Annotated in this window: 17 protein-coding genes; 11 read left to right on the top strand and 6 right to left on the bottom strand. The window is 55.4% G+C overall.

Features of this window, described 5'->3' with window-relative positions; translation table 11 throughout:
• Positions 1-91 precede the first annotated feature (91 nt).
• Positions 92-1,279, top strand: coding sequence for a hypothetical protein (locus SFX18_03500; protein ID MDX1962192.1), 1,188 nt, complete (start codon positions 92-94; stop codon positions 1,277-1,279).
• A 424-nt stretch (positions 1,280-1,703) separates the two neighbouring features.
• Here the strand turns inward: SFX18_03500 and SFX18_03495 are convergent, their stop codons facing one another.
• Positions 1,704-2,945 carry a trypsin-like peptidase domain-containing protein gene (locus SFX18_03495; protein ID MDX1962191.1) on the bottom strand — a complete coding sequence of 414 codons (1,242 nt, stop codon included), beginning with the start codon at positions 2,943-2,945 and terminating at the stop codon, positions 1,704-1,706.
• A 275-nt stretch (positions 2,946-3,220) separates the two neighbouring features.
• Here SFX18_03495 and SFX18_03490 point away from each other — a divergent pair, with 275 nt between their 5' ends.
• Positions 3,221-3,520, top strand: a complete 300-nt coding sequence (locus SFX18_03490; GenBank protein MDX1962190.1) for a hypothetical protein — start codon at positions 3,221-3,223, stop codon at positions 3,518-3,520.
• Positions 3,521-4,568: 1,048 nt separating this feature from the next.
• Here SFX18_03490 and SFX18_03485 read toward each other — a convergent pair.
• Complete coding sequence (locus SFX18_03485) at positions 4,569-5,156, bottom strand: hypothetical protein (protein MDX1962189.1); 588 nt, start codon at positions 5,154-5,156, stop codon at positions 4,569-4,571.
• A gap of 394 nt (positions 5,157-5,550) precedes the next feature.
• On the opposite strand from SFX18_03485, the gene SFX18_03480 reads away from it, so the two are divergent.
• From SFX18_03480 to SFX18_03465, 4 genes are all read left to right on the top strand, one after another.
• Positions 5,551-6,417: a YwqG family protein gene (locus SFX18_03480; protein MDX1962188.1), complete on the top strand. Its 867-nt coding sequence runs from the start codon at positions 5,551-5,553 to the stop codon at positions 6,415-6,417.
• A gap of 272 nt (positions 6,418-6,689) precedes the next feature.
• Complete coding sequence (locus tag SFX18_03475; GenBank protein ID MDX1962187.1) at positions 6,690-7,184, top strand: hypothetical protein; 495 nt, start codon at positions 6,690-6,692, stop codon at positions 7,182-7,184.
• 108 nt (positions 7,185-7,292) lie between these two features.
• On the top strand, positions 7,293-7,592 hold the full coding sequence (locus tag SFX18_03470; protein ID MDX1962186.1) for a hypothetical protein: 300 nt from the start codon (positions 7,293-7,295) through the stop codon (positions 7,590-7,592).
• A complete protein-coding gene (locus tag SFX18_03465; protein MDX1962185.1) occupies positions 7,582-8,079 on the top strand; it encodes a DUF2243 domain-containing protein in 498 nt (165 codons plus the stop codon). Before SFX18_03470 ends, SFX18_03465 begins: the two co-directional genes overlap by 11 nt.
• 303 nt (positions 8,080-8,382) lie before the next feature.
• On the opposite strand, the gene aat is transcribed toward SFX18_03465, so the two are convergent.
• Positions 8,383-9,057: a leucyl/phenylalanyl-tRNA--protein transferase gene (gene aat / locus SFX18_03460; GenBank protein ID MDX1962184.1), complete on the bottom strand. Its 675-nt coding sequence runs from the start codon at positions 9,055-9,057 to the stop codon at positions 8,383-8,385.
• A 607-nt stretch (positions 9,058-9,664) separates the two neighbouring features.
• Between aat and SFX18_03455 the strand changes: the two genes are divergently transcribed.
• The 3 genes from SFX18_03455 to SFX18_03445 all read left to right on the top strand — a co-directional run bounded on the left by SFX18_03455 (position 9,665) and on the right by SFX18_03445 (position 18,454).
• Positions 9,665-12,136, top strand: coding sequence for a DUF1549 domain-containing protein (locus SFX18_03455; protein ID MDX1962183.1), 2,472 nt, complete (start codon positions 9,665-9,667; stop codon positions 12,134-12,136).
• 169 nt (positions 12,137-12,305) lie between these two features.
• A complete protein-coding gene (locus SFX18_03450; GenBank protein MDX1962182.1) occupies positions 12,306-15,449 on the top strand; it encodes a PPC domain-containing protein in 3,144 nt (1,047 codons plus the stop codon).
• A gap of 62 nt (positions 15,450-15,511) precedes the next feature.
• Positions 15,512-18,454: a c-type cytochrome domain-containing protein gene (locus tag SFX18_03445; GenBank protein ID MDX1962181.1), complete on the top strand. Its 2,943-nt coding sequence runs from the start codon at positions 15,512-15,514 to the stop codon at positions 18,452-18,454.
• A 339-nt stretch (positions 18,455-18,793) separates the two neighbouring features.
• On the opposite strand, the gene SFX18_03440 is transcribed toward SFX18_03445, so the two are convergent.
• Complete coding sequence (locus SFX18_03440; GenBank protein ID MDX1962180.1) at positions 18,794-20,095, bottom strand: hypothetical protein; 1,302 nt, start codon at positions 20,093-20,095, stop codon at positions 18,794-18,796.
• Positions 20,096-20,436: 341 nt separating this feature from the next.
• On the opposite strand from SFX18_03440, the gene SFX18_03435 reads away from it, so the two are divergent.
• A complete protein-coding gene (locus tag SFX18_03435; GenBank protein MDX1962179.1) occupies positions 20,437-21,096 on the top strand; it encodes an ACP phosphodiesterase in 660 nt (219 codons plus the stop codon).
• Between the two features lie 49 nt (positions 21,097-21,145).
• Positions 21,146-22,285: a serine hydrolase domain-containing protein gene (locus tag SFX18_03430; GenBank protein MDX1962178.1), complete on the top strand. Its 1,140-nt coding sequence runs from the start codon at positions 21,146-21,148 to the stop codon at positions 22,283-22,285.
• A 70-nt stretch (positions 22,286-22,355) separates the two neighbouring features.
• Here the strand turns inward: SFX18_03430 and SFX18_03425 are convergent, their stop codons facing one another.
• Together SFX18_03425 and SFX18_03420 are read right to left on the bottom strand one after the other, a co-directional pair.
• On the bottom strand, positions 22,356-22,844 hold the full coding sequence (locus SFX18_03425) for an SRPBCC family protein (GenBank protein ID MDX1962177.1): 489 nt from the start codon (positions 22,842-22,844) through the stop codon (positions 22,356-22,358).
• Positions 22,845-22,920: 76 nt separating this feature from the next.
• Positions 22,921-23,832: TIGR01777 family oxidoreductase (locus tag SFX18_03420; GenBank protein ID MDX1962176.1), on the bottom strand; the 912-nt coding region annotated here is incomplete at its 5' end.

The following is a 23,832-nucleotide window of genomic DNA, read 5'->3' as shown; positions in this document are numbered from 1 at the left end:
TTCAAGTTAGATAGGCAGAGCGCCTTGGAAATTCATTCGGCGCCGCAGCGAGTATTTACCGACTTACTACTTTGATTAACCTGGTTTCATCATGCCCACACGACTCACTCCGCGAATACGTCATTTTGAGACATTGGAAGACCGCTATGCCATGGTGGGCGATGTGGTGGCTGGCGTTGTCAATGGCACGCTGCTGTTGTTTGACGGCGATGAAAACGTCTCGTTCCGCGTCTCACAATGGGGAGATGGATCGATACGCGTCTCCGGCGCGCCGGGGACGACTATTAACGGCAGCTTTTACGCTCAGACATTTTCGGGAGTAACCGCGATCTCCGCCATTTTGGGGAGTGGTCATGACTCAATCGTTTTTCATAACCTGACCATCCCGGGAGCAATTCAAGCCTATTTGGGAGCGGGCGACGATAACATTACCCTACGGGGCGTGAGCGCGCAATCGCTGTTAATTGAGGCAGGCAACGGGCAGGATGAGATCGAGATCGGGTATCAAACCCCGCTTAACGATCCCAATCCCGTGCTCTTTTCCCAGTTCAATAATTTTGCCTTGGGACTGCAGATTGACGCGGGCGCGGAATTTGACGTCATTAACCTAGGATATACCAACGTATTAGCCGGTGAACTGCTGATCGAAGGGGGCGCGGGAACAAGCTATATCAAACTCTACAATGTCTATGCGGGCGGAGAAGTTACACTGCTTCCCGGCAGTGACGATGGGTTCACGCAGATCGGTTACCTTAACGCCCAAAAATCGCTAACGATTTATGACGACACGGGCAACGACCTGGTTAGCATGTTCGCTTCCGCTGTGCAACAATCCACCCAGGTGACGGATAATTTTGGCAGCGACACAATCGCCTTGGCGGTATTTGTATCGCCCAAAATCTGGATTGATAGTGATCACAACGGAGGTACCGGCACGGACTTTGTCAATCTAGATAATGTAATCAATCAAACCGAACTGCGAATTCGCCAAGGAATGGGAAGCAATATGACCCAGATTAGCGGCAGCAATCTCGGCGCGGCGCGGCTGGAAGGAAATAATTATCATGTTGACAAGCTCAAGATCATCGGGTCGACCTTGCAAAGCCTGTACGCCGACTTTGGCAACGGGAATGACGAATTCTGGCTGGAAAACAGCACTATAGCCCATACGTTGAAGCTTTATGGCGGTTTGGGATGGGACAAGCTGGTCTGGAAAAACTCCATGTATCTGTCGCAGTTGTTGACCATGAGCGGCTTTGAATCGCAATTTTATATTTAGTCGTGTGTGGATAAGTCTAAGTTTGTGGGATTTCGGGGAGAATGTGTTCCGCCCAACCAAGCAAGAATCGGCATTGTAGTGTCTGCCGCTCGCCGAACTCCCCTTTCCCGTCGCACCCCTCTGCGCGTCGCGCTTAACCACTTTATTTCCTTAGTACCCCAACTCCAACGCACTTACTTTGACACACTCCCACGCGGGGCTCGCCGAGGCTCGACACCCTAGTAAAGTCAGAGTATGAATGCAGAAGTCAGAATTAGATTGCAATTATTACGCCTACTTCATTCTATTTCTCACTTCACGCACGGGGGTTCGCCGAGGCTCGCCCCCCCACCCTCCTGTCTCTCGTCTCCCGTCTCCCGCACGGCACCGGGACGGTGCCTACTACAATGCTCACGGCACCGGGACGGTGCCTACTACTATGCCTCTACTGCAGCGCCGCCGGGCGTTCTCCCACGGTCACATCCAGGGTCAGTGGCTGGCCATCTCGCAGGATTTCCACCGGCACCTTGGTCCCCACCGGCGTGCGTGCGACCCAGTAGCTTAGCATTCCCGGTTCGGTGATCTCGCGCTGATTCCATTTGCGGATGATGTCATATTGCAATAGCCCCGCCGCCGCCGCGGGGGACTCAGGCGCGACCGCCGTGATCAGCGCTCCCCGCAGGTCGGATTCGTCCTTGACTATCAGCGGCTGTTTCAACTGCCGGGCAATTTCTAGATTAAGTGGAGCTAGCCCCACGCCCAGGTAGCCGTTTGACACCTTTCCCGTGGCGCGAATTTGCTCATAAACCTGCTTGGCCACGTTACTGGGAATCGCAAAGCTGATCCCCTGGTACGTCGGCCCTACGATCGCCGTGTTAATACCGACGATTTCCCCCTGAATGTTGACCAGCGGACCGCCGCTATTACCGGGATTGACCGCGGCATCGGTCTGCAAAAACTCTTGATAGCGCGAGCGTTCATTCACTCCGCGACGGTCCTTGGCGCTGACTATTCCCTGGGTCAATGTGCCATCCAGGCCAAAGGGATTTCCCATGGCAAAGACGATTTCCCCCACCTCCAGCGCGTCGCTATCCCCCCAGGGGGCGGCGATCAGGTCGCTGGCGTCGATCTTGAGCACCGCCAGGTCGTTCTTGTCATCGGTGCCCACGACCCGCGCGGAGTAGCTCCGCAGCGAATCGCTCAGGTGGACCGTCACGCTTCCCGCTCCGGCCACCACGTGGTAATTTGTCACAATATAGCCCGCCGGGTCCACAATGACGCCACTCCCCTGGCCCTGCGCTTGCTCCATTCGCGGACCAAACAATGCGGTTAGCTCGTCATTGCCGCGAATATCCATTCGCTTGGTATCAATATGGACCACGCTCGGCTTGAGGCGTTTGGAAACCAGCGTGTAATGCTTGCCCAACTTGGCAAATTCAGGTTGCCGCATCAATTCTGTCAGGGCCTCGTTCTCGCCCAATTGACCCCGATAGCGAATTTGCTCGATTAAATATGGGATTAGCAGCAACACCACCAGGCCCACGAGCGCTAAAAGCAACCAGCCCAGGATAGGACGATGCTCTTGATTTGCGGCCAGGGCGTGGGGGGAGGTCGCCGACGGGGGAGGGCCCCCCGGGGAAGGTTGCCGTTGGGTAGGGAATTCAGTCTCGGCCGCGGGAAATGACATGGGCGTATTATCCAAGGGAGATAGTAAGGCAAAAAAGAGGTGTTTTTGGCCATTGGTGGTGGAATTGTCGACTGGATCGGGACGGGAGAATGACTAAATTCCGCCTTTGCCCGATTAATCTAAGTTACCCCACCACGTGGCTGGTACGCAATTCGCGAAATAAAGTTCGTGCTGGTTGTAACGAATTTCCGCGATTCACGCTAAGTCTAATTGAAGAGGTGGTTACAGTAACCGACTCTCATACAAAAAAATTTCTGGCCATAGGAGTTCAAGCCATGAAACGTTTTGCTCGAATTTTGACCATGTGTGCGGTGTTAACGATGGGTGCCCTGACCGTGAGTTCTTCGGCCGAGGCGAGCGGCTGGGGTGGAGGATACGGCGGCGGCTACGGCGGAGGTTATGGACAGGGCGGAGGTTGGGGGGGTGGATTTGGCGGTGGTTATGGCGGCGGGCACTGCGGCAGTGACGGGTGTTTTCCCCGTCCGTATCCGTTCCCCCGGCCCTATCCCATGCCGTATCCTCGGCCTTACCCTCAACCGTATCCACAGCCGTGTCCTAGTCCGTTTCCATATTAAGGAAGTAGGTCGGATCATGATCCGACACCACCTAGCGATTCATAACCGACAAAAATGAGGAGCTATTATGGCTGGCGGAACACGTTCCGCTCTACTACTTGTCGAGTTTAAAAACGCAAACACGGCCACACAGCGCAATGCTTTGTGGCCGTGATTTTTTTAGGGGGCAGGCCGAAATAGTCGAAATTAGAGACCGCGCAGCAGTACGTATTGTAGCAGGCACCGTCCCCGGTGCCGTGGAGCAATGTAGCAGGCACCGTCCCGGTGCCGTGGAGCAACGTAGCAGGCACCGTCCCCGGTGCCGTGGAGCAACGTAGCAGGCACCGTCCCCGGTGCCGTGGAGCAATGTAGCAGGCACCGTCCCCGGTGCCGTGGAGCAACGTAGCAGGCACCGTCCCGATGCCGTGGAGCAATGTAGCAGGCACCGTCCCGATGCTGTGGAGCAATGTAGCAAGCACCGTCCCGATGCCGTGGAGCTATGTAGCAGGCACCGTCCCGATGCCGTGGAGCAATGTAGCAGGCACCGTCCCGATGCTGTGGAGCAACGTAGCAGGCACCGTCCCGGTGCCGTGGAGCAATGTGGCAGGCACCGTCCCCGCTGCCGTGGAGCAACGTAGCAGGCACCGTCCCGGTGCCGTGGAGCAATTTGGCCGTCACCGTACCAGGAGCCGCGTTTGTTCTTTATTGTGAGACTTGATGCGAATTTGCTCACCACCCCCGGGGTCGGGAATCGTTGGCGCTAGAAAACATCTCGTTTTTTCATCGCATGGCCGCCAAGGATTCCCATCCCCCTGGCGCGGGAAACCCTGAGGGGGTCATGAGTCCTGGGCGAATGGCCCAACACGAGATACGCGCTCGCACCGCACACGACTCCCGACCCCAGGCTCCGCCGCTGCGCGGCTGATTAATCATTCCGCTGCGCGGCACAACATTTCCCAAGGGGATTGGCGGAACACGTTCCGCTCTACAATCTAACCAAAAGCCAAAGTCCATAAACCCATAACAAACTACCACCACGTGGTGGCAAAACACGTTCAGACCTACGCCGCTATCCATCCGGATCGTTAAGCAGTTCCTGCAATCGCTGGCGCAGGTTTTCGGGATATCTATCCAGCCAGGTTGAATCAATCAGCCCCAGCGAAATCATATCTTGTAAGTGAACTTGGTCTTTGCGACGAAAAGCATTCAGCTTCATCCGCACCAAGGTCTCGAGGGCAACTGTCTGAAAGTTGTTGGCCCGTGCCGCCGGTTCGATATCGGGGTTCGGCTCCCCCCCTTTCTCGATATTTCCGACCAAAAACACGTGCACCGCGTCACGCGCTGACGCGTCCGGATGTTCGACAAACATATCCAGGCCGGCCGTGTTGCGGTGATAAAACCCAGCCGCTGTCATGGCGTGAGTCATGGCCGCCAAGTCGGCCGGGCGAACGAGGATATCCACATCCTGCGTGGTGCGCAAGGCCGCCTCGTCAACTTGAGCCACCCACGCGCGCACCGCATGGCCGCCAATGACGGCATACGGCACTTGGGCCTGCTCCAGAATCGTGACCGTTTTTCGCAGGCGTTCATTGACCCTTTCCACGGCTCGCTCCATTCGCGCCCAAAGCTCTTCACCGGTAATCTTGAATTCAATCATAGGATCGTACTCCATGCATATACTAGCAAGAAACAGGATTACGATAAAGCTGAATCCGACAAGCAATCATCATCCGGGCAGCGGGTGAAACTCTCTTGGTACGCGGTAGTATTGCGGTATGGCCAAGGTTCCGTAGGTCGGATCATGTTCCGACATGGCAAACACGGTTCTTTTACCCAAATGCATCCCCACCTTTCGCGGGATGGCGGAACACGTTCCGCCCTACGCAGCTAATCCCTCCACAACGCAATTTGAACACCGCAACCAACCTTAAGCGATTTTTGACAGGGATTATTCCGTCTGTAGAATGAAGACATCGCTTTTACAGTTGGCGGTATGCTTAATATCCCTGTGAAGAGCGTGACTAAACTTTTTTAGGTGTCAAATACTAAGCATGCGCCCTCATATCCAGAAACTCATTACAGACGTTGGATTAGAAAGAGCTGCAACACAATTATTGGATGCGGCTTTACCCGCAATTGGCATAAGCGGCAAAAAGGTCCTCTCGCCATGCCGCATAGGTTCGTCAAAAATTGGCGGTCGGCCTTCATTGCCAATCACATTCGAATGGCCAACACACAAAGGTCGAAAGCTAGACTTTTTATTGCAAATTAATCTAGCCGATGTGGCACCTCTGGATGTCCAAAAGTTATTGCCTGCCTCCGGCCTATTGTCATTCTTTTACGATCTCGATAGTCAACCCTGGGGATACGATCCTGCCGATTTAGGGGGCTTTAAGGTTATCCACACCACAGAAATGCTTATGCTTTCAGAGCACGAGATACCTAATCCAGATTTTCCCATGCCCGAATGCGAGTTGACATTCCATTCGGTGCTAACTTTGCCGCATTTCGGCTCTCGAGCCGCGTACAAGTTTATTGAATCTGTGGGGCTGTCTGAAGCCGATTATAATGCTTATTCTGAATTAACTTCGAAAGTTGAAAAACTTTCACACACCGTGGATGGTATGGGTAATCATCATTTATTAGGACATTCCGCAAATGTGCAAGGTGACATGCAACTTGAGGCGCAGTTAGTTACCAACGGCTTGAACTGCGGCAACTCCAGAGGTTACGAAGACCCCAGGCGTAAAATCCTGGAAGCTGGCGCTGAGGAGTGGTTACTCCTGCTGCAACTTGATTCCGATGATGTAAACGGATTTATGTGGGGTGATTGCGGCATGTTGTATTACTGGATACGGCGCGATGACCTCATGAATCAACAATTTGAAAATGTTTGGATGTCGCTCCAGTGTTACTAAGTTCCGTGAGCTGGATCATGATCCGACACAACTTAGCTAAGATCTACAAAACACGTTCTGCCCTACGCTGCTCTGTCAACCAGTCGTTTTCGGATGAATCCGTAAGACGCTAGCCCCCGGTCAGAGCGGCAAAGACCGTGGGCTAGCGACCAGCGGCTGATCCGCCTATAACTCCAATCCTTAACCTTGACACGGCACTCGTCAAAAAAATGCTACGGTACATCGGATGGACACTTATCGGCGCTATAGGTGGCTGCGCGCTAGGGATCCTCGTGCCTGCGGCGATCTGCTTATTAATAGTCCTGGCCAGCAGGGACGCGAACGGTATTGGCACTCCCTTTGCTATCTTGACAATTATCACTGCCCCTTTAGGTTTGCTGATCGGTGCCTTGGCGGGGCTACACCAGGGCCGCACGGGCAACTGGCGCGGCTTGTTACACGCAACCACGAATCAGCAGGCCCCCAGCTCCGCCTCCCTGGAGACGCAGTTCAAGGAGTTTGAGCGACGCCTCTTGGACCTGCCGGAGGATGCTGTCCGGACCGCCCGCGGGAAATACCTGAATCTGCGAGTTTCCGAATTCCAGAATCTCAGGCCCAACTACGAACTCTATGCGATCTTGCTGCTGTCGAGTCTGCTCATTCCCTTCTTGATTTTTGTCCCCATCAAACTCGCCTGGAATTATTTTCACCAACGTAAAGTGATGCGCGACCACATTCAGCGGCTAGCGCAGACTTGGTCCATGCGTGACTTTTCGTTTCCAGCTTAACCCTCCCTGCGACTCAATATTTTTGAGTCTTGCTATTATTTTGTTCGCTTTTGGCGTGTAAATTGCTCCCTCTTGAAGCAGGCCGAAAATCCTGCACGCGAGGAAAGCATGTTGCGAGTCACCCTGACATTGACCCTATTGCTTTATGCCGCGAATCTAGGGGCGTGCCCCTTGTGTGATTCCGCCACAGGAGCCCACGTGCGCGCGGAACTCTTTGGCGACAATTTTTGGCCCCACCTGCTCGTGACACTATTACCGTTTCTTGTCCTGGCGGGAATCGTCCTGGCGATCCACCGTTATGGCTCTCTACCGGATAAATCCCTCCCAAGCCAGCGGCACCTAACAGCACCCAGGGGTCATTCCCTGGCTTCCGCACAGCCACTTTCCCGCGCTTATCATGACCAGTAACCCCCTTCGTCAACCGCTGATCACCGCCGGAATAGTGTTGGGCATAGGCCTGGGGGGCTTTGTGGACGGCATACTGTTTCACCAGATACTGCAGGTGCATCAGATGCTTTCGGCCAAATATCCTAAAATTGGCGTTGATCCCCAGACGGCGATCGCCAACATCGAAATCAACATGTTCTGGGACGGCCTATTTCATGCGTTTACCTGGCTGATGACCGTGCTGGGCGTGGCGCTCTTGTGGCAGGCCGTGCGGCTAAAAAAAGTTCCCTTATCCACCACAACGCTGGTTGGCTCTTTACTTTGCGGCTGGGGGCTATTCAATCTGGTGGAAGGAATCATCGATCATCATCTGTTACACATTCATCACGTCACCGAGACCGATGGCCACTTGCTGTGGGATTTGGCATTTTTGACGTCGGGTGTTATATTGATCTTAATCGGTTGGGGACTGATTCACGCGGCCCGGGGGGATCAAGTAGCCCGATAAGTTAATTGAGCATTTGGTAAAGGAATGTGTGCAGGGGTATGGTTTCTAAAGATTTAGGGACGTGCCGAAATTTGTATCATGACTCCATTCGCCCTGGGTTGAGCGAAAGTTGTGTGGAGTCACCAATTTCTACCCTCGCTTTGCCACAGTATCCCGCCGATACCATCGGCGGCTTTGTTGTTCGCGTCCCTCGCCGCATGTTCCCTGATCCCTTGCTAACGCTGCGGGCTGAGGCACCCCGCGACTCTCGCCTCTCCAAACTCCATCCTCCAAGCTCCATCCTCCAAACTCCAAACTCCCCCCTCACCCCAGACTCCCAAACCGCGCTGGCACGCGCAGCGCCTGGTTCAACCGCCGCAGGTATTCCCGGCGGGGGATCTCAATGGCCCCCAGGCTAGCCGTGTGGTTCGTCAGTTGCTGGATATCGACTAACTGATACCCTTGCCGCCTAAGATGTGGCAATAATACCGCCAGCGCCACCTTCGAAGCGTCCGTCATATAATGAAACATCGATTCCGCGGCAAATAACCCGCCCACGGATACGCCGTAAGTCCCCCCCGCCAGTTCTCCCGCATGCCAGACCTCCACGCTGTGCGCATGGCCCAACTGATGCAGTTCTCCGTAGGCCGCTTGCAGTTCCGCCGTCAACCAGGTCTCTCCCGTCCGGTCCTGCGCGGTGGCGCAACCATGCAGCACCTGGGCAAAGGCCTGATCGCTGGTCACGGTAAACTTGCCACTGCGCACCGTGCGGGCCAATCGCCGGGAAACATAAAAGCTGTCAAATTCAAAGATCGCCCGCGGATCGGGGGACCACCACAACATTTCGGCGTGATCCGGCAATAGCGGCCAGGGAAAAATGCCATGCCGATACGCATCGAGAAGCCAGGTGGGAGTGAGCTTTCCGCCAATAAAGACCAAACCTTGCGGATCGGCCCAATCGGCAGGAGGAAAAAAGCGGGAAGGAGCGGTCGTGGCCATAAGTCACAAGCTCTTTTGTAGCAACAAAGGAAAAATCCCAGTGTATTGGTGGCAATTCGTATAAGTGTAATGCAAGGGGCTGGAATTAATCGCAGGTAAAAAATGACCGCAAACCTATTCAGCATAAGCGATTAGATTAAAAGTAACCTTCTGATTTTCGTAACCTTTTTGGCTATCGTGACATATTTCAACATAAAATCGCTCTGTTGATGAGTCTCCCTTGCCGTAAAGAGGGGGAAATTAATTTTTGGATCGTCATTTTCAGACTTGGTTAACTGCTGGCAAAGATAAAATTTGCTTGCAAGTTTGTTACGCAGCAGAAATAATGCAGGAATTGGAAAAATTGTCGCCGGGATGGCTGAGCAACTGGCTGTTGTAAGTTGAAAAGCCCCTGGTGCAATTTTTCCTACCCGCCGGAATATGTCTGCCCGCCAGATAGTTGCCTACCAGATTGTATAACGTCCCGCGCGAGTTTTTCCAGAACTGTCGCCGGGGTTATATCCGTAAAAAACAGATTGATTCGTGTTCTAACTGATACGTGGGAGGAATGACCATGCTTTCAGGATTCAGGATGTTGCCAAGCGGTTTGCTATTTTTGGCAATAGCAATGTCATTTGCCGTTCATGATACCGACCTACTGAGGGCGGAAGATCCAGTCCCCCCTGTGCGGACCGCGCCGGGACTAGGGGATCCCGGCGAATTACAACAAATCACGGTGGAATTTGGCCTGCCTAGCGCGGACTCTTTTACCCTGGCGGGGCGGGATTCGCGGCAGCAACTAGTGGTGACGGGGCATTATAGCTCCGGCCAACTTCGCGACTTTAGTCGTCAGGTGGCTTATTCAGCCGAGCCGGCCGATGTGGTCACAATCGACTCCACGGGGTTGGTCATGCCGGCCAAAGAAGGTCAAGCCACGATCAAAATCCAGCACGCCAGTGGCAAAACAGCCACCACGCGGGTAGAAGTTAAAAACTTGGTTCAGGATGTGCCGGTCAACTTTGCCAACGAGGTTGTTCCAGTTTTTACCAAGTATTCTTGCAACAGCGGCGGCTGTCATGGCAAGGCCAGCGGCCAAAACGGCTTTAAACTCTCTTTGCTGGGCTTTGAACCACGCGAAGATTTTGAGCATTTGGTTAAGGAAGCGCGTGGGCGGCGAATCTTTCCCGCCGCGCCCGAGCGGAGCCTGTTACTACTAAAGGCGATTGGCGCAGCGCCGCATGGCGGGGGAGCGCGCATCGAACAGGGTAGCCCCGGATATCGCGTACTCAAGCGTTGGATCGACCAGGGAATGCCATATGGCAAGCCTGAGGATCCCACCGTGGCAAAAATTCAAGTCACGCCCGCCAGCCGTACTCTTGGCCCCCAGGCCGAACAGCAAATCACCGTAACGGCCCACTACACCGATGGCACGACCAAGGACGTGACAAATCTGGCGCAGTTTGACGCCAACGATCCCGAAATGGCCAGTTGCACACCGTTGGGGCTGGTAAAAACGAACGATCTGACCGGCGCGGTGGCGATCATGGCCCGCTTTCAGGGACAAGTGGCGGTGTTTCGGGCGATGATTCCGCTGGGCGCACCGGTTGAGAATTTACCCCCCAGTAAGAATTTCATTGACGATTTGGTTGCCGCGCAGTGGAAGCAACTAGGCATTCCGCCGTCCAAGATTTGCGACGATAACACGTTTATCCGCCGAGTCTCGATCGATATCACGGGCCGCTTACCCAGCATTGCCGAAACCGAGGCTTTTATCGCCGATGCCGACCCGGCCAAGCGCGAGAAGCTGGTTGACCGTCTGTTGGCCAGCAGCGACTACGCGGATTTCTTTGCCAATAAATGGAGCGCGGTCCTGCGCAACAAGAAGCGGCAAGAATCGCAGACACGGGGGACATACCTGTTTTATGCCTGGATTCGCCAAAGCCTGAACGAGAACAAGCCCTATGATCAGTTCGTGCGAGAGATCATCGCCGCCAGCGGCGATGCGACCGATCATCCCCCGGTGGTATGGTACCGCGAGGTCAAGGACTCGATTCAACAACAAGAAGACACAGCGCAACTGTTCTTAGGCATGCGCATTCAATGCGCCCATTGCCACCATCATCCCTTTGAAAAGTGGAGCCAACAGGACTACTTTAGTTTGAACGCGTTTTTTAGCCGGGTGGGACGCAAGCCCGGGGCGGTTCAAGGGGAAGATAAGATATTTCACCAGCGCGGACTGGCGCAATCAACCAACACCAAGACCGGCGCGGCGGTCAAGCCCGCGGGACTGGACGCGGCCCCGATGGACCTGACCGTTGAACAGGACCCGCGCCACGCCCTTGTCGATTGGATGGCCGCGCCGGACAACAAGTTCTTTGCCCCGGCGCTGGTCAATCGCTATTGGAAGCACTTTTTTAGCCGCGGTTTGGTCGATCCCGAGGATGACATGCGGGTGACCAATCCTCCCAGCAATCCCGAATTGCTCGAGGCGCTCGCGCAGCACTTTATTAAAAGCGGCTTCAACCTCAAGGATCTGATTCGGACGATTTGCCTGTCGAATACCTACCAACTCAGCTCCGAGCCTAACGAATGGAACGGCGCTGACAAGCAAAGCTTTGCCCGGTACTATCCCAAGCGGCTGAATGCCGAGGTGCTGCTGGATTCCATCGACACTGTCACGGCTTCTCCTACGAAATTTGGCGGTTTGCCCGAGGGAATCCGCGCGACGCAATTACCGGATACCGGGGTGAATTCATACTTTTTGCAGGTCTTTGGCAAGCCCGACGGCGCTAGTGCCTGCGAGTGCGAACGGACCAACGACGCCAATCTGGCACAAAGCCTGCACTTGCTAAATTCCGGGGAAATCCAGGCCAAACTGAGCAATGCAAACGGCCGGGCCAATAAACTTGCTGAAGATAAAACACTTTCCCCTGAACAAAAGCTGGATCAGCTGTATTTAGCCGCCCTGGCCCGCAAACCGAATTCGCAAGAACTCTCCATTGCCAAAGCACATTTGGAAAAAATCAAAAACGACAAGATCGCTTTCGAGGATTTGATCTGGGTGGTGCTTAACACCAAAGAGTTTTTGTTCAATCACTAATCCTTCCCTTCGCCGGGAATGTGAGCCTAGTGGAATACGGTGGTGCACAACTGCCGTATTCCCGGCGACTCTGCCATATTTACCAGCCGCGTTACGTACTCGCGGCTCCCGCCACGACATTGCCCCACTCGTTCCATCCGCCCGACCCTGAACGACAGGAGGTAACGCGATGATCCGACTTGCCCAACTGCTGCGCCTGTATTTAACAATGCCCAATATTTTACAATTTGCACCCCGAGCCCCGCGCTTTTATCCTCCACGGGCCGCGTTGAGCCTAGGTTGGTTAATGTTTTTTGCGCTCACATGCCCGATGCAGCTTTGGGGGCAGTACTTTACCACGCAATTGACGTCACTCGCCCCCTTTGGCGGCAAGGCCGGGAGCGAGTTTGAGGTGCTCATCGCGGGAGTGGATCTGGATGACGTCCATGAATTGCATTTTAGCCATCCGGGGATAACCGCGACGCAAAAAATGGCTTCTCCTTATTTGGACAAGCCCCCCGCCCCCGTGGAAAAACAGTTTGTGGTAAAAATCGCCCCGGATGTTCCCCGTGGATATCATGAAGTGCGGGCCAAAGGGGTATTTGGCCTGTCTAACCCGCGGACATTCGTGGTTGAGACGCATCCCGAGGCGGCCGAAGTGGAACCCAACGATAAGCGGGACCAAGCCCAGGAAATTCCGCTCAATACCATCATCAATGGCAAGGTCGAACAAGAGCGGTCCGACTTTTTTAAGTTCAAGCTAGCCGCGGGACAACGGGTACTCATTGAATGCTTGGCCTATCGGGCGGATTCGGCCCTGGATGCCACCTTGGCCCTGACGAATGAGGCCGGTACCGAAGTCGCCCGTTCCAATGACGCTTTGCGCCGCGATCCGCTGCTAGACTTTACGGCTCCCGCCGATGGCGTTTACACCCTGGAACTATATGACTTTTTGTTTCGCGGGGGCGAAAATCACGTTTATCGCCTCAATGTCAGCACCGCGCCGCGGGTGGAATTTATCGTGCCTAATAGCGGATTGGCGGGGAGCACGGCCAAATACACTCTGTACGGCCGAAATTTGGCCGGAGGAACCAAAAGCGCGGTCAAAGCGATCGATGGCGCGATCCTTGATCAGATTGAGCAAGAAATCACGCTCCCCCCCGCGCCGGCCCCTTCCACCGCTCATCAAGAACTCTTACTCGAACCGCAGGACGCCGGGTTGGACAGCCATCTCTACCGCGCCAACCTGGCCAATGGACAGGCCAACGGCGTGCAAATCTTTTTCGCCCAAGTCCCCGTTTCCCTCGAGACCGAACCCAACAACGATGCCGCCACCGCGCAGACGATCGCCGTGCCCGGCGAAATTGCGGGGCAATTTCAGGCCCGGGGTGATCAAGATTACTTTACCTTTAACGCCAACAAGGGAGAAACCTGGTGGATTGAGGTGATTTCAGAGCGGCTGGGCCAATCGACCGATCCCTATTTGCTGGTGCAACGGGTCACAAAAAATGAACAAGGCCAAGAAAGTGTCCAGGATTTGGTCGATTTGGATGATCCCCGCAAATTGGAACCTGAAATCCGCGAATTGATCAACTTTGATTTTTCGTCCAGCGATACCGTGTATAAGCTGACCGTGCCCGAGACCGGCGCGTATCGCATCCTGGTGCGGGACTTGTATTATCAATCGCGCGGCAATCCGCAGTTGCAGTACCGCCTGATCGTCCGGCCCGCCACGCCCGACTTTCGCTTGCTGGCCGTGGCCGAACCCCCCCGTAATCAGCAAAACGCCAATCAGGTGACGCTTTGGTCGCCGGTGTTAGGCAAGGGCTGCACCCAGGGTATCCGCCTGTATGTGCTGCGGCAAGATGACTTTTATGGGGATATTCGGATCAGTGCCGAGGGACTACCCGCCGGTGTCACCTGCCCGGAAATTGTCGTGGGAGGAAACTGCCAGGTCGCCAACCTGGTCCTTAAATCCGCCGACGATGTGCAACCCTGGACTGGACCAATCAAGATTGTTGGTCGCGCACAAATCGGCGACAAACCCGTGGAACATCCGGCTGCGGTTGGCTCCTTGGTCTGGGGCACCCAGGATCGCAGTCAAATCCGTAGCCGGGGCCGTTTGACCGGCGATCTGGTCCTCTCGGTGAATCCCGGCGAAAGCCAACCCTTATTGGCGGATGTGGGTCCGGGCGCGCTGGTGGAAACCAGTCGCGCTGGCCGGATGGAAATACCCATCAAGCTCAACCGCCGGGGCGAGTTCAAGGAAGGGGTCAAAGTGCATGTGGGCGGGTTGCCAAAAGGCATCCGCATGAATGACGTGGACATCGGCGGCGACAGCAATGAAGGCAAAGTCCTTCTGGAAGTGCGCGAGAACGCCGTTCCGGGGACTTACACTTTTGCCCTGCAACTGGGCACAAATCTGAAGGATTATCGCCGCAATCCCGCGGGAGCCGAAGCCGCCGAAAAACGGAAAGCCGCTGTATTGGAAGAGTTTAAGGTCGCGGATGAAAAATTTCAGCAGGCCCAGCAGGCCAAACCCGCCGCCGACCAGGCGCTGCAAAATCTTGAAAATATGATCCGCCAAACCGGCGACGCGCTCAATAACGCCAATCAAGCCGTGCAACAGGCACAGGAAAAACTCAACGCCGCCAATGCCGCGCTGGAGGCCGCGACCAAGGCCGCCAGTGAAAAGCCGGATGATGCCGGCCTTAAGGGAAATCAGGAAAACGCTGCCAAGGCCAAGACCGAGGCTGAAACCGCACTCACGCAGGCCACCACAACTAAACAAACCGCCGAAAAAGCCCATCAGGACGAATTAGCCAAAAAGCCTGCGATGGAGGCAGCCAAGGCGGACGCGGAAAAAGCCGTGACCGAGACCCAGCAGCGGCGGGCCATCATTGAGAACGCCAAAAATACAACAGTCTCGCAGGCGGATCAATTAATCAATGCCGCCAAGCCCCGCAATTTGCCCGTGGTGCTCTATAGCCAACCGGTCACGGTCAAAATCGCCGAATATCCCTTTAAGTGGACGCTGGAAAAAACCACCATCGAGCTCAAACCCAAGGAAAAGGTGGAACTTCCCATCAAAACCGAGCGGTTCTATGGGTTTAACGAGGAAATTCGTTTTCGCATTGAAAACGCTGACAAAAAAGGACTTAAGAACGCGGAGGTCGTGATCCCCCGCGATCAAAATGAAGGAAAGCTGATCCTGGAAGCACTGGACGCCCCCCCACCGGCAGAGCACCAATTCCCGGTCCTCATGCGGCTCAATTGGAACGGCGTGGAACTGAAAGGGGAGCAGATGATCACCGTAAAAATTTTGCCCCCCTAATACCCCCTGGCTTCCTTGTTATTAACTTTGGCTTACGACTCATTTTTATAGCGACCACTACTATGGCAGCCACTCCAACTCAAACTTTGTTAATCAAGGCTTTGGCGACCGCGTGTACATTGTTGGCATGCAGTATCCTGACAATCCCCCAACCAGCAACCGCCGCAATTGACGTTGCCGCTGTCCAACGCGACAAGCCTGTGGAATATGCCGAAGTGGCTAAAATTTTGCGACAGAACTGCCTGGCCTGCCATAGCGGCTCCAATGCCGAAGCCAGCCTGATCCTGGAATCTCCCGCCGCCATGCTCAAAGGGGGGGACAGCGGCCCGGCAATCGTGGCTAAAAATAGCGGTGCCAGCCTGCTGTTCAAATTAGCCGCGCATCAGGACGAGCCGGTCATGCCCCCGGCCGATAACAAAGTTAACGCGCGAAACCTGACTCCCGAGGAACTTGGTATTTTAAAATTGTGGATTGACCAGGGAGCGGTGGGGACAGCGGAATCCGCCATCCCGCTCAACTGGCAGCCCTTACCCGACAGCATCAGCCCCATTTTTGCCGCGGCTATCACGCCCACGGGGGGAATTTCGGCGGTGGGCCGGGGGAACGAAATCATCCTGGTACAGACAGCCTCGGGGAGGGAATTGACCCGGTTGATCGATCCGTCGCTGGCAGCCCAGGCGGGGAGCCGGGGAAATATCGCCCATTTGGATCTGGTGCAATCGCTGGCATTTCATCCCCAAGGGGAACTATTGGCCAGCGGAGCCTTTCGCGAGATCAAGCTCTGGCGTAAACAACCCGCGGCTAAACTGGCGGAGATTCCCCCTTTCGCCGAGCAACCCACCAGCCAGGCGATCACATCCGATGGGAAATTTGCCGCCTGGGGCCTGCCAAACGGCCAGGTATTGATTTATGAACTGAATCCTTTAGCTCTCAAACAGACGCTCTCTTCCCACCAGGGTGCCGTGACCGGCGTGCGGTTTTCTCCCGATGGAACCAAGCTCTACACCGTCGGTGCGGATAAGCAATTATGCGCCTGGAATGTGGCGGATGGAGCTGCCGTCGGTAAACTCGAAACCCCCGCCCCGATCCATGCCCTGGGCGTCATCAATCAGGGGAACGAGCTGCTCACCGCCGAAGGGGATAATGTCATTCGCATGTGGAAAGCGCCGGTGTTGCCCCCACCCGCCGAACCGCAAAAGCCAGAGCACGAATTTCGCAATCATGGGCAGTCGGTCCTTTTACTGGACGCACACCCGGCTAGCCGCGTGTTTATTTCGGCGGATGGCTCGGGAAGCGTGCGGGTCTGGAGTTTAGACGATAAAAATCAAAAACTTGAATGGAACCAGGGGGGGCCGGCGACCGGCGTGGCGGTGAGCGCGGATGGTAAATTCGTGGCCTCCGCCGGGGAAAATAACATTGTCAAACAATGGCAAGTCTCCGACGGGCGGCAACTTCCGGAACTTAAGGGGGATTCGCGCCAACGATTCATCGTGGCCAAGCTGGAACGGGACTGGAACTTGGCAAAAAAACGAATCGAGGACCAAAAACGCGACCTGCAAGGGGCGGAGGAACTGGCCAAAAAAGAGGCTGACGCCGTCCCCAAAGCCAAAGAGCTAAAAACCGCTTCCGAGAAAACACTAACGGAAAAGAAGGAAGCGATCAAACAACCCACGGAGGAAAAAGCCAAGGCTGACGCCGAACTGGCCGCCGCGCTCGAAGCACAAAAGCCCTTGCCAGAAGCACTGGCCGCCGCGGAAAAAGAGTCCGCCGCCGCGCCTGATAACAACGAACTCAAGGAAAAAGTTAACCAAGCCAAACAAAAACTGCAACAAGCCGACGAGCAGGTCAAACAAGCCCAAAACCGGGTGAAAGAACGGATCAACGCCCTGCGACAACCGACAGAGCAACTTAAAAGCGCGGAACTGGCGTTTGCCTCGGCGGAGCGGGGAATCGTCGCCGCCGAGCAATCCGCCGCCAAGGCCGCCGCCGAGGTGGAAACAGCCAAGCAGGCCGTCACCACCGCCGAAGCCGCCGCCACCGCCAGTGAGGCCGCCTTTAACACCGGCAAAGAGGCCGCCGGCAAGACCGATCGACCCTTTCGCGCCGTGGCTTTCAACTCTACAGGCAGCCTCTACACCACGGGCGATGACGGATTATTGCAAGCCTGGAATCCCCAAACTGGCGAATCGTTGGGCGTGTTGCTGACCACGCCATCACCGGTGATCAAGCTGCAAACAATTGAGAATGGTGTATTGGCGCTAACGGGCGAAAAATCCGCGGCTTTGTGGAATACCCAGGAAAAATGGCAATTGGAACGGACGATTGGCAAACCGGATGATCCCGCGACTCTGGCGGATCGTGTGTTGACCCTGGAGTTTAGCCCGGATGGAAATTTGCTGGTGTCCGGCGGAGGAGAACCCTCGCGCAGCGGCGAAATTAAACTATGGAATCCCGTGGATGGCTCGTTAGTGCGGCAACTTACCGATCCGCATAGCGACACTATCTATGCCGCGCGGTTTTCACCCGATGGACAACTGCTGGCCACCGGGGGGGCGGACCGCTTTGTCAAGGTGTTTGCCGTGGCCGACGGCAAGATCCAAAAAGCGTTCGAGGGCCACACCCATCATGTGCTGGGGGTTGCCTGGCGGTTGGATGGCCGGACGCTGGTGAGCGGCAGCGCGGATAACGCCATCAAGGTTTGGGACCTTAAGTCAGGCGAGCAACTGCGCACCATCCAGGGCTTTAATAAGGAAATCACCGGGCTGGCATTTGTCGCCGACACCATGCGGGCAATGGTGGCTTGTGGGGATGGCAACTTGCGACTAACGAATGTCGACAGCGGCGGCAACGAGCGGCAATACGGTGGAGGGGGGGACTTTGTGTATGCCGTCGCGGTTTCGGCCGATGGCAAACGGGTCGCGATTGGCGGGCAGGACGGCCTGTTACGCGTATACGACCCCGAACGGAACGAGCCACTGGTGGTGTTTCCGGCTCCGTCAAAGTAAACGTAGTGGAACTTGCAAAAGTTCCTAATGCCCGCAGCGTCAGCAAGGGACATGTGCGAACACAACAAAGCCGCCGATGGTATCGGCGGAATGTGGGTTATATGAGTGGGACGTAGAGCAGGGGGCCAGTGACTCAGCCCGCAGCGTCAGCAAGGGATTATTGTCCCTACCGCACCCCACTGGAATTCTGGCGAATTCCACTGCAGCACGTAGCGGAACTTGCAAAAAGTTCCGAGAAGGCTGCGGAATTCTGGTGAATTCCGCTACCCTACCACGCCTTCGGAATTCTGGCGAATTCCGCTACTTTCTGGCGAATTCCCCTACCGGGGTTATTCAATCCTACTGCCCCACCAGGCGCTGGCGTTCTTCCTCGAACGGGAATTCCTCATACGTCAAAAAGCCGTACACCTTTCCCGCCATCGACAGTGTCTGCGTCGTGCTGCCGGTGCTGGGCTGCAATGCCTTTTTCTCTTCGTTGGCGATCCGATTTTGCTGGCCCGCCAATTCCCGCAACCGCTTTTGCAGGGCTTTGATCTGAGACCCGTATTGGTTGACCACCGCGTCGCGCTGCGCCTGCAGTTGATTGACCTGCGCAAGCGCGCTATTCAGTTGCGCTTGCAGCGGCGCCAGGGTGGCCAGCACGCCGCGACGCTGATTTTCCAACAGGCGAATCTGGTAAATCGCCTGATCGTATTCAAAGGGGGTCAAGGCATTGGCCGCCGCCACGGACCAATAACTTAGCGAGCCATCAATATCGATTAGCTGCACTTGAACGGCGTTATAGTTTGCCTGGGCGGCGGCCAGTTGACGCTGAGCCGGAGAAAGTTGTTGGTCGATCTGGTCCAACTTAGCGTTGGCTTCCGCTTGCAACTGGGAAAGTTCGGCCTCGCGCTGTTGTTGTTCAGCGGCGGCATTCACTTTTTGTTCGGCTAATATGACTTTTTGCTGTTCCTTCCGCTGGTTTTCGGCGACGATCGTTTCCGCTTTGGTAATTTTCAACTCTTCGTCGCTGGCGGCAAATTTTACGGTGATTTCCTTGACACCTTCGTTAAACCAGTTGCTCCCCGTCGCGCCTAGCCGCCCCGTGAGCTTGATTTCAGCCTCGCGCAGTTTGTCCGCGTTGACATCCTTGGCCGCCGGCCCCCGCAAATAACCGTACACCCTCCCCAAGAATTGGCAATAACCGCGGGCCTGCTCGCGGGGGAGGGGGGGTTGCCGCTTTTCAACCAGCTTATCCGCCAGTGATTGGGCCGCGACAATCGCCGCGGCATAGTTTTTTTGCAGGGTCAACAACCACACCCGCGCTCGCCAGGTGGGCAGATGCGCCGGATCGACCAGGATGATTTTTCCGCTGTGGGCCAGGGCCTCGTCAAACTTTTTTTGCCGCATGAGCGTCAGCAAATAGGCATAATCCAGTTCGGTATCGCCCGCATGTTGGCGCAAGAGCCGCGCATAGGTCGCTTCGCTCTGTTGCAGTGCGGCCAGACTGGGCTGCCAGCCAGCATCCAATAATTCCCGCAGTTCCGCCACGCTCACCTTGGTCGGCTGAGCCTGCGCCAGGACCATTCCTTCCCCCAGCACCAGCAAAATGGCCAAAAAGCAACTTTGATTGGATAAACAGTTTCGCGGTTTGGGTCGCATGGATCGCACTCCTGCCAAACTATTCTGAAAAAATTGCGGCAAACGGGCCCGCGTTGACTGTACCTAGCGGAATGGAACCGCCCCGGCGGACAAGGCATGGGAAGCCACGCACATCCCAATTGATTCACTGCAATATGCTCATTGGCTGGGCAGTTCTTATCATATTCCTTTCTCTCGGGGGAATCCATGCGAGTGTCCACCCCCCCGGTAAGGGGAAAGTTGAACCAACCCGCGCGGTTACGCCTCCCCTAGGCAAATTTGCGTAAGAATGTCAAAATAAAGCACTTTATCGGCTATCAACAGCTTTTTGGCGCCAATAATTTCATTTTATCCATTTGATCATGAATTGGCTGGCCCACCTGTTGCTTTCCGACCCGCCGATCGAATGCCAGATGGGCAATGTGCTGGCCGATGTCATCAAGGGGCATGATCGCCGCGATTTAGGCCCCTTGTACAAGCTGGGGCTGCGCTGCCATCGCGAAATTGACAACTTTACCGATTCACATCCCCTCTTTCAGCTCAGCGTGGCCCGCTTGCCCGCTTGCTGGAGCCGCTTTGCGGGAATTTTGGTCGATATTTATTATGATCATATATTGGCCAAAAATTGGGCGAAATACTGCGGGGAAACGCTGGAACAGGTGACCGGCCAATTTTATCAGGCGGCCAGTGAACGACTGGCCGAGCTTCCTCCCTTTGCCCGCGAAGTGCTGTCGTCAATGATTCGTGTGGATCGGCTCGGCTCTTACCAATGGCTGGGGGGAATTCAGGACGCGCTTACCAAACTGAGCGCGCGCATCAGCGAACGTGTGGGGCGGGCAATCGACCTGGCCCCGGCGATTAAGGACTTGGAAGCCCTTGATGCCGCCTTGACGGAAGATTTTAGCCAGTTTTTTCCCGCGCTGGTCGAACATATCTGCCAATGGCGTAAAGACGTTTTAGCTACCGCCGATCCCACTTTGCCAGTGCCTTTCCCAGATAAACCGCCCGCTGCCGCAACCTGAGCGACGGTCTGACCAGCGACACATTTCGATTGGCGGCCTTAATTACTCTATGAGCAATATTTTTCGCTTTTCCCGCCGCAAATTTCTAGGCCAAGGAAGTGGTTTGGTGGCCGGGGTTTTTCTTTCTGGCAAGGGGATTACTGCCCAGGTGACGGCGGGCGTGCCTGGCGAACTGCCCACCAGGCTAAATGACGCTTTGCCTAATCATTATCAAGGCCTGGAACAGGTCGCAAAGGACTTTCAACAGCGGGTCAACGCGTCTGCGGCAACGTTGGCCGTCAGCCGACACGGAAAACTGTTGCATACGTTCGGATGCGGCACTCGCGATCAGGCGGGTAAAATACCAGTCGCGGGGGACGACTTGTTTCGGATTGCCAGTATCACAAAGCCCCTCACCCATGCCCTGTTGACAGAATTATTTGCCGTCAAAGTCCTGTCCCCCCGAGATCTGGTCATGGCCAAGCTGCCGCCGGATTTGGCTGGGATTGCACCCGCGGACAAACGCTGGGAACAAATCACACTCGACATGCTCATACGGCACACGGGGGGTTGGGACCGGGATCAGACGGAAGATCCCATGTTTGCCGGGGAAAAAATCCGCCGCGAACTAAAACTTACTGATGAACCTACGCCGCGTGAGGTTGTGCGATACATGCTGGGACAGCCCTTGCAATTTACTCCGGGAGAGCGGACGGCGTATTCCAACTTTGGATATTGCCTCTTGGGACGCGTGATAGAGGCAGCGACAGGGGGAACATATTGGCAAGCCCTGGAAAAATATCTGTTAACCCCGCACCGGATCAGTTCTGTGGCTTTATCCCGCAGCGATCCACAAAGACGGCCACCCCGGGAAGTGGAATATCCCCCCGCGGCGGATGGGCTGACAATGGAACTTTTTGACGCGCACGGGGGATTATCGGCGTCCGCGCCGGCCTTATGCGCGGTGTTCAGCAACTATTGGATTTCTGGCCAGCGCCGCCAACCCGCGGATGATCCCCAGGATTGGATTTTTTTCGGTTCCTTACCTGGCACCACCGCCGTGGTCCGGCAAAGCCAGAATTGGGATTTGGCCCTGCTGTTCAACAATCGCCGTGATGAGCGGATCGATGCCGACATGCAGTCTCTGCAGGCAGAGCTCGACCGGGCGATTGACCAATTTGCCCCCCCGGATCAGGCTGAAGGACCATAAATGAAATAGGCTTCGGACTTTACATAAGAAGCAAACTCATTCCCGCAATCCACAAAGAGATGCCATCGACCTAAGCCGTTTGCAATACCTTTTCGGGCAACTCATCCGGCAATAGCCGCGCGATTTGCTCATAGCGATAATCAAAAATCCGCTCCAGGGTCGACTTGACGAACAGTCCGTGGGCCAGGTTTCCCAACAGCCAATAGGGCATTTGATACCGGACGCGGTCGATCATCAGCACCCCTTCGGGGACTTCGTAAAATTCATGCGTGTGATGCCAGAGCTTGTACGGACCACGGGCCTGAGTATCGCTAAAACGACGCGGTGGGTCATAACTTTCGATGATGGTCCGCCAGCGAAAGGTCACGCCGTACAGCCGCAGTTGATAATCAATCACCGCCCCGGGATGCATGGGAATCGGTTGCGGAGAGAGTATTTTGAAATGCAAAAAGGGAGGGGTGATCACCTCTAAATTTGCCGCATCGCTAAAAAAGGCAAACACCTCTTCCAGCGGGCGGCGGATCAATTGGGTGCGAATAAATGTATGCGTGCGGGGCATAGCGGTTTGGATAATCGGAGGCGGTTTTAATGCGTCATTACCTATATAATTAACCGCAAGCTCCACCCTGATTTAACTAGGCCGAATGCGACGGGACCGGACGTCGGGAGGGGGCTGATTTGCCCAAAATCACTTCGGCCAGGGCCGACTCGATAGTGGGATACAAAAACTCGTAACCCGTTTGATTGGCCACTTGCGGCACTACATGCTGTGAGGCAAACAATATCTTGGCAAATTCGCCAAAAAGTACCCGCAGGCCAAAATAGGGAATTGGTAAAAACGCGGGACGATGGAGGGCGGCGGCTAGGGCTTTGGTGAATTCCGCGTTACGCACGGCATTTGGCGCGACCGCGTTCATCGCTCCGGAAATCCCCTCGTGCTCCGCCGCGTGCAAAAGCAGTCCGGCCAAATCATCGATATGGACCCAGGGCATCCACATTTTTCCATTACCCAGCGGTCCTCCCACTCCCCAGCGAAAGGGGGGAAGCATTTGCGCGAGCGCGCCGCCATTTTTACCCAGGACAATGCCGATGCGGGCCGTCACCACCCGAATACCAAGTTTTTCCGCCTGCAAAGCGGCTTCTTCCCAGGCAAGGCAAACCTCAGCCAGATAATCACTGGCCGGCGGGGACTGTTCGTTAAGAATCTCATCCCCCCGATCCCCGTAATATCCCACCGCCGAGGCCGAGACCAGCACACGTGGCTTTTGCGCACATTTTGCCAAACCGGCAACCAAATTGTTTGTGCCGGTGACCCGCGTATCGCGGATTGCTTGCTTGCGGGCGGATGTCCAGCGACCGCCAGCCACAGACTCCCCGGCCAAATGAAACACCACATCCGCCCCATCCAAGGCAGCGACCGGCGCGGGCTCTTTTAGTAAATCCCATCCCTGGCAGTTCCCGGCCAAATCGCCCAAACTTTGGCGGGCTTTGACGGGATTGCGGGTTAAAACTGTTGGCTGCTCCAACAATCGCAATAACCGCGGCCC

It is taken from the genome of Pirellulales bacterium, from assembly GCA_033762255.1.
GTDB lineage: Bacteria > Planctomycetota > Planctomycetia > Pirellulales > JALHPA01 > JANRLT01.
This window is presented reverse-complemented; position numbering and strand designations above follow the sequence as displayed.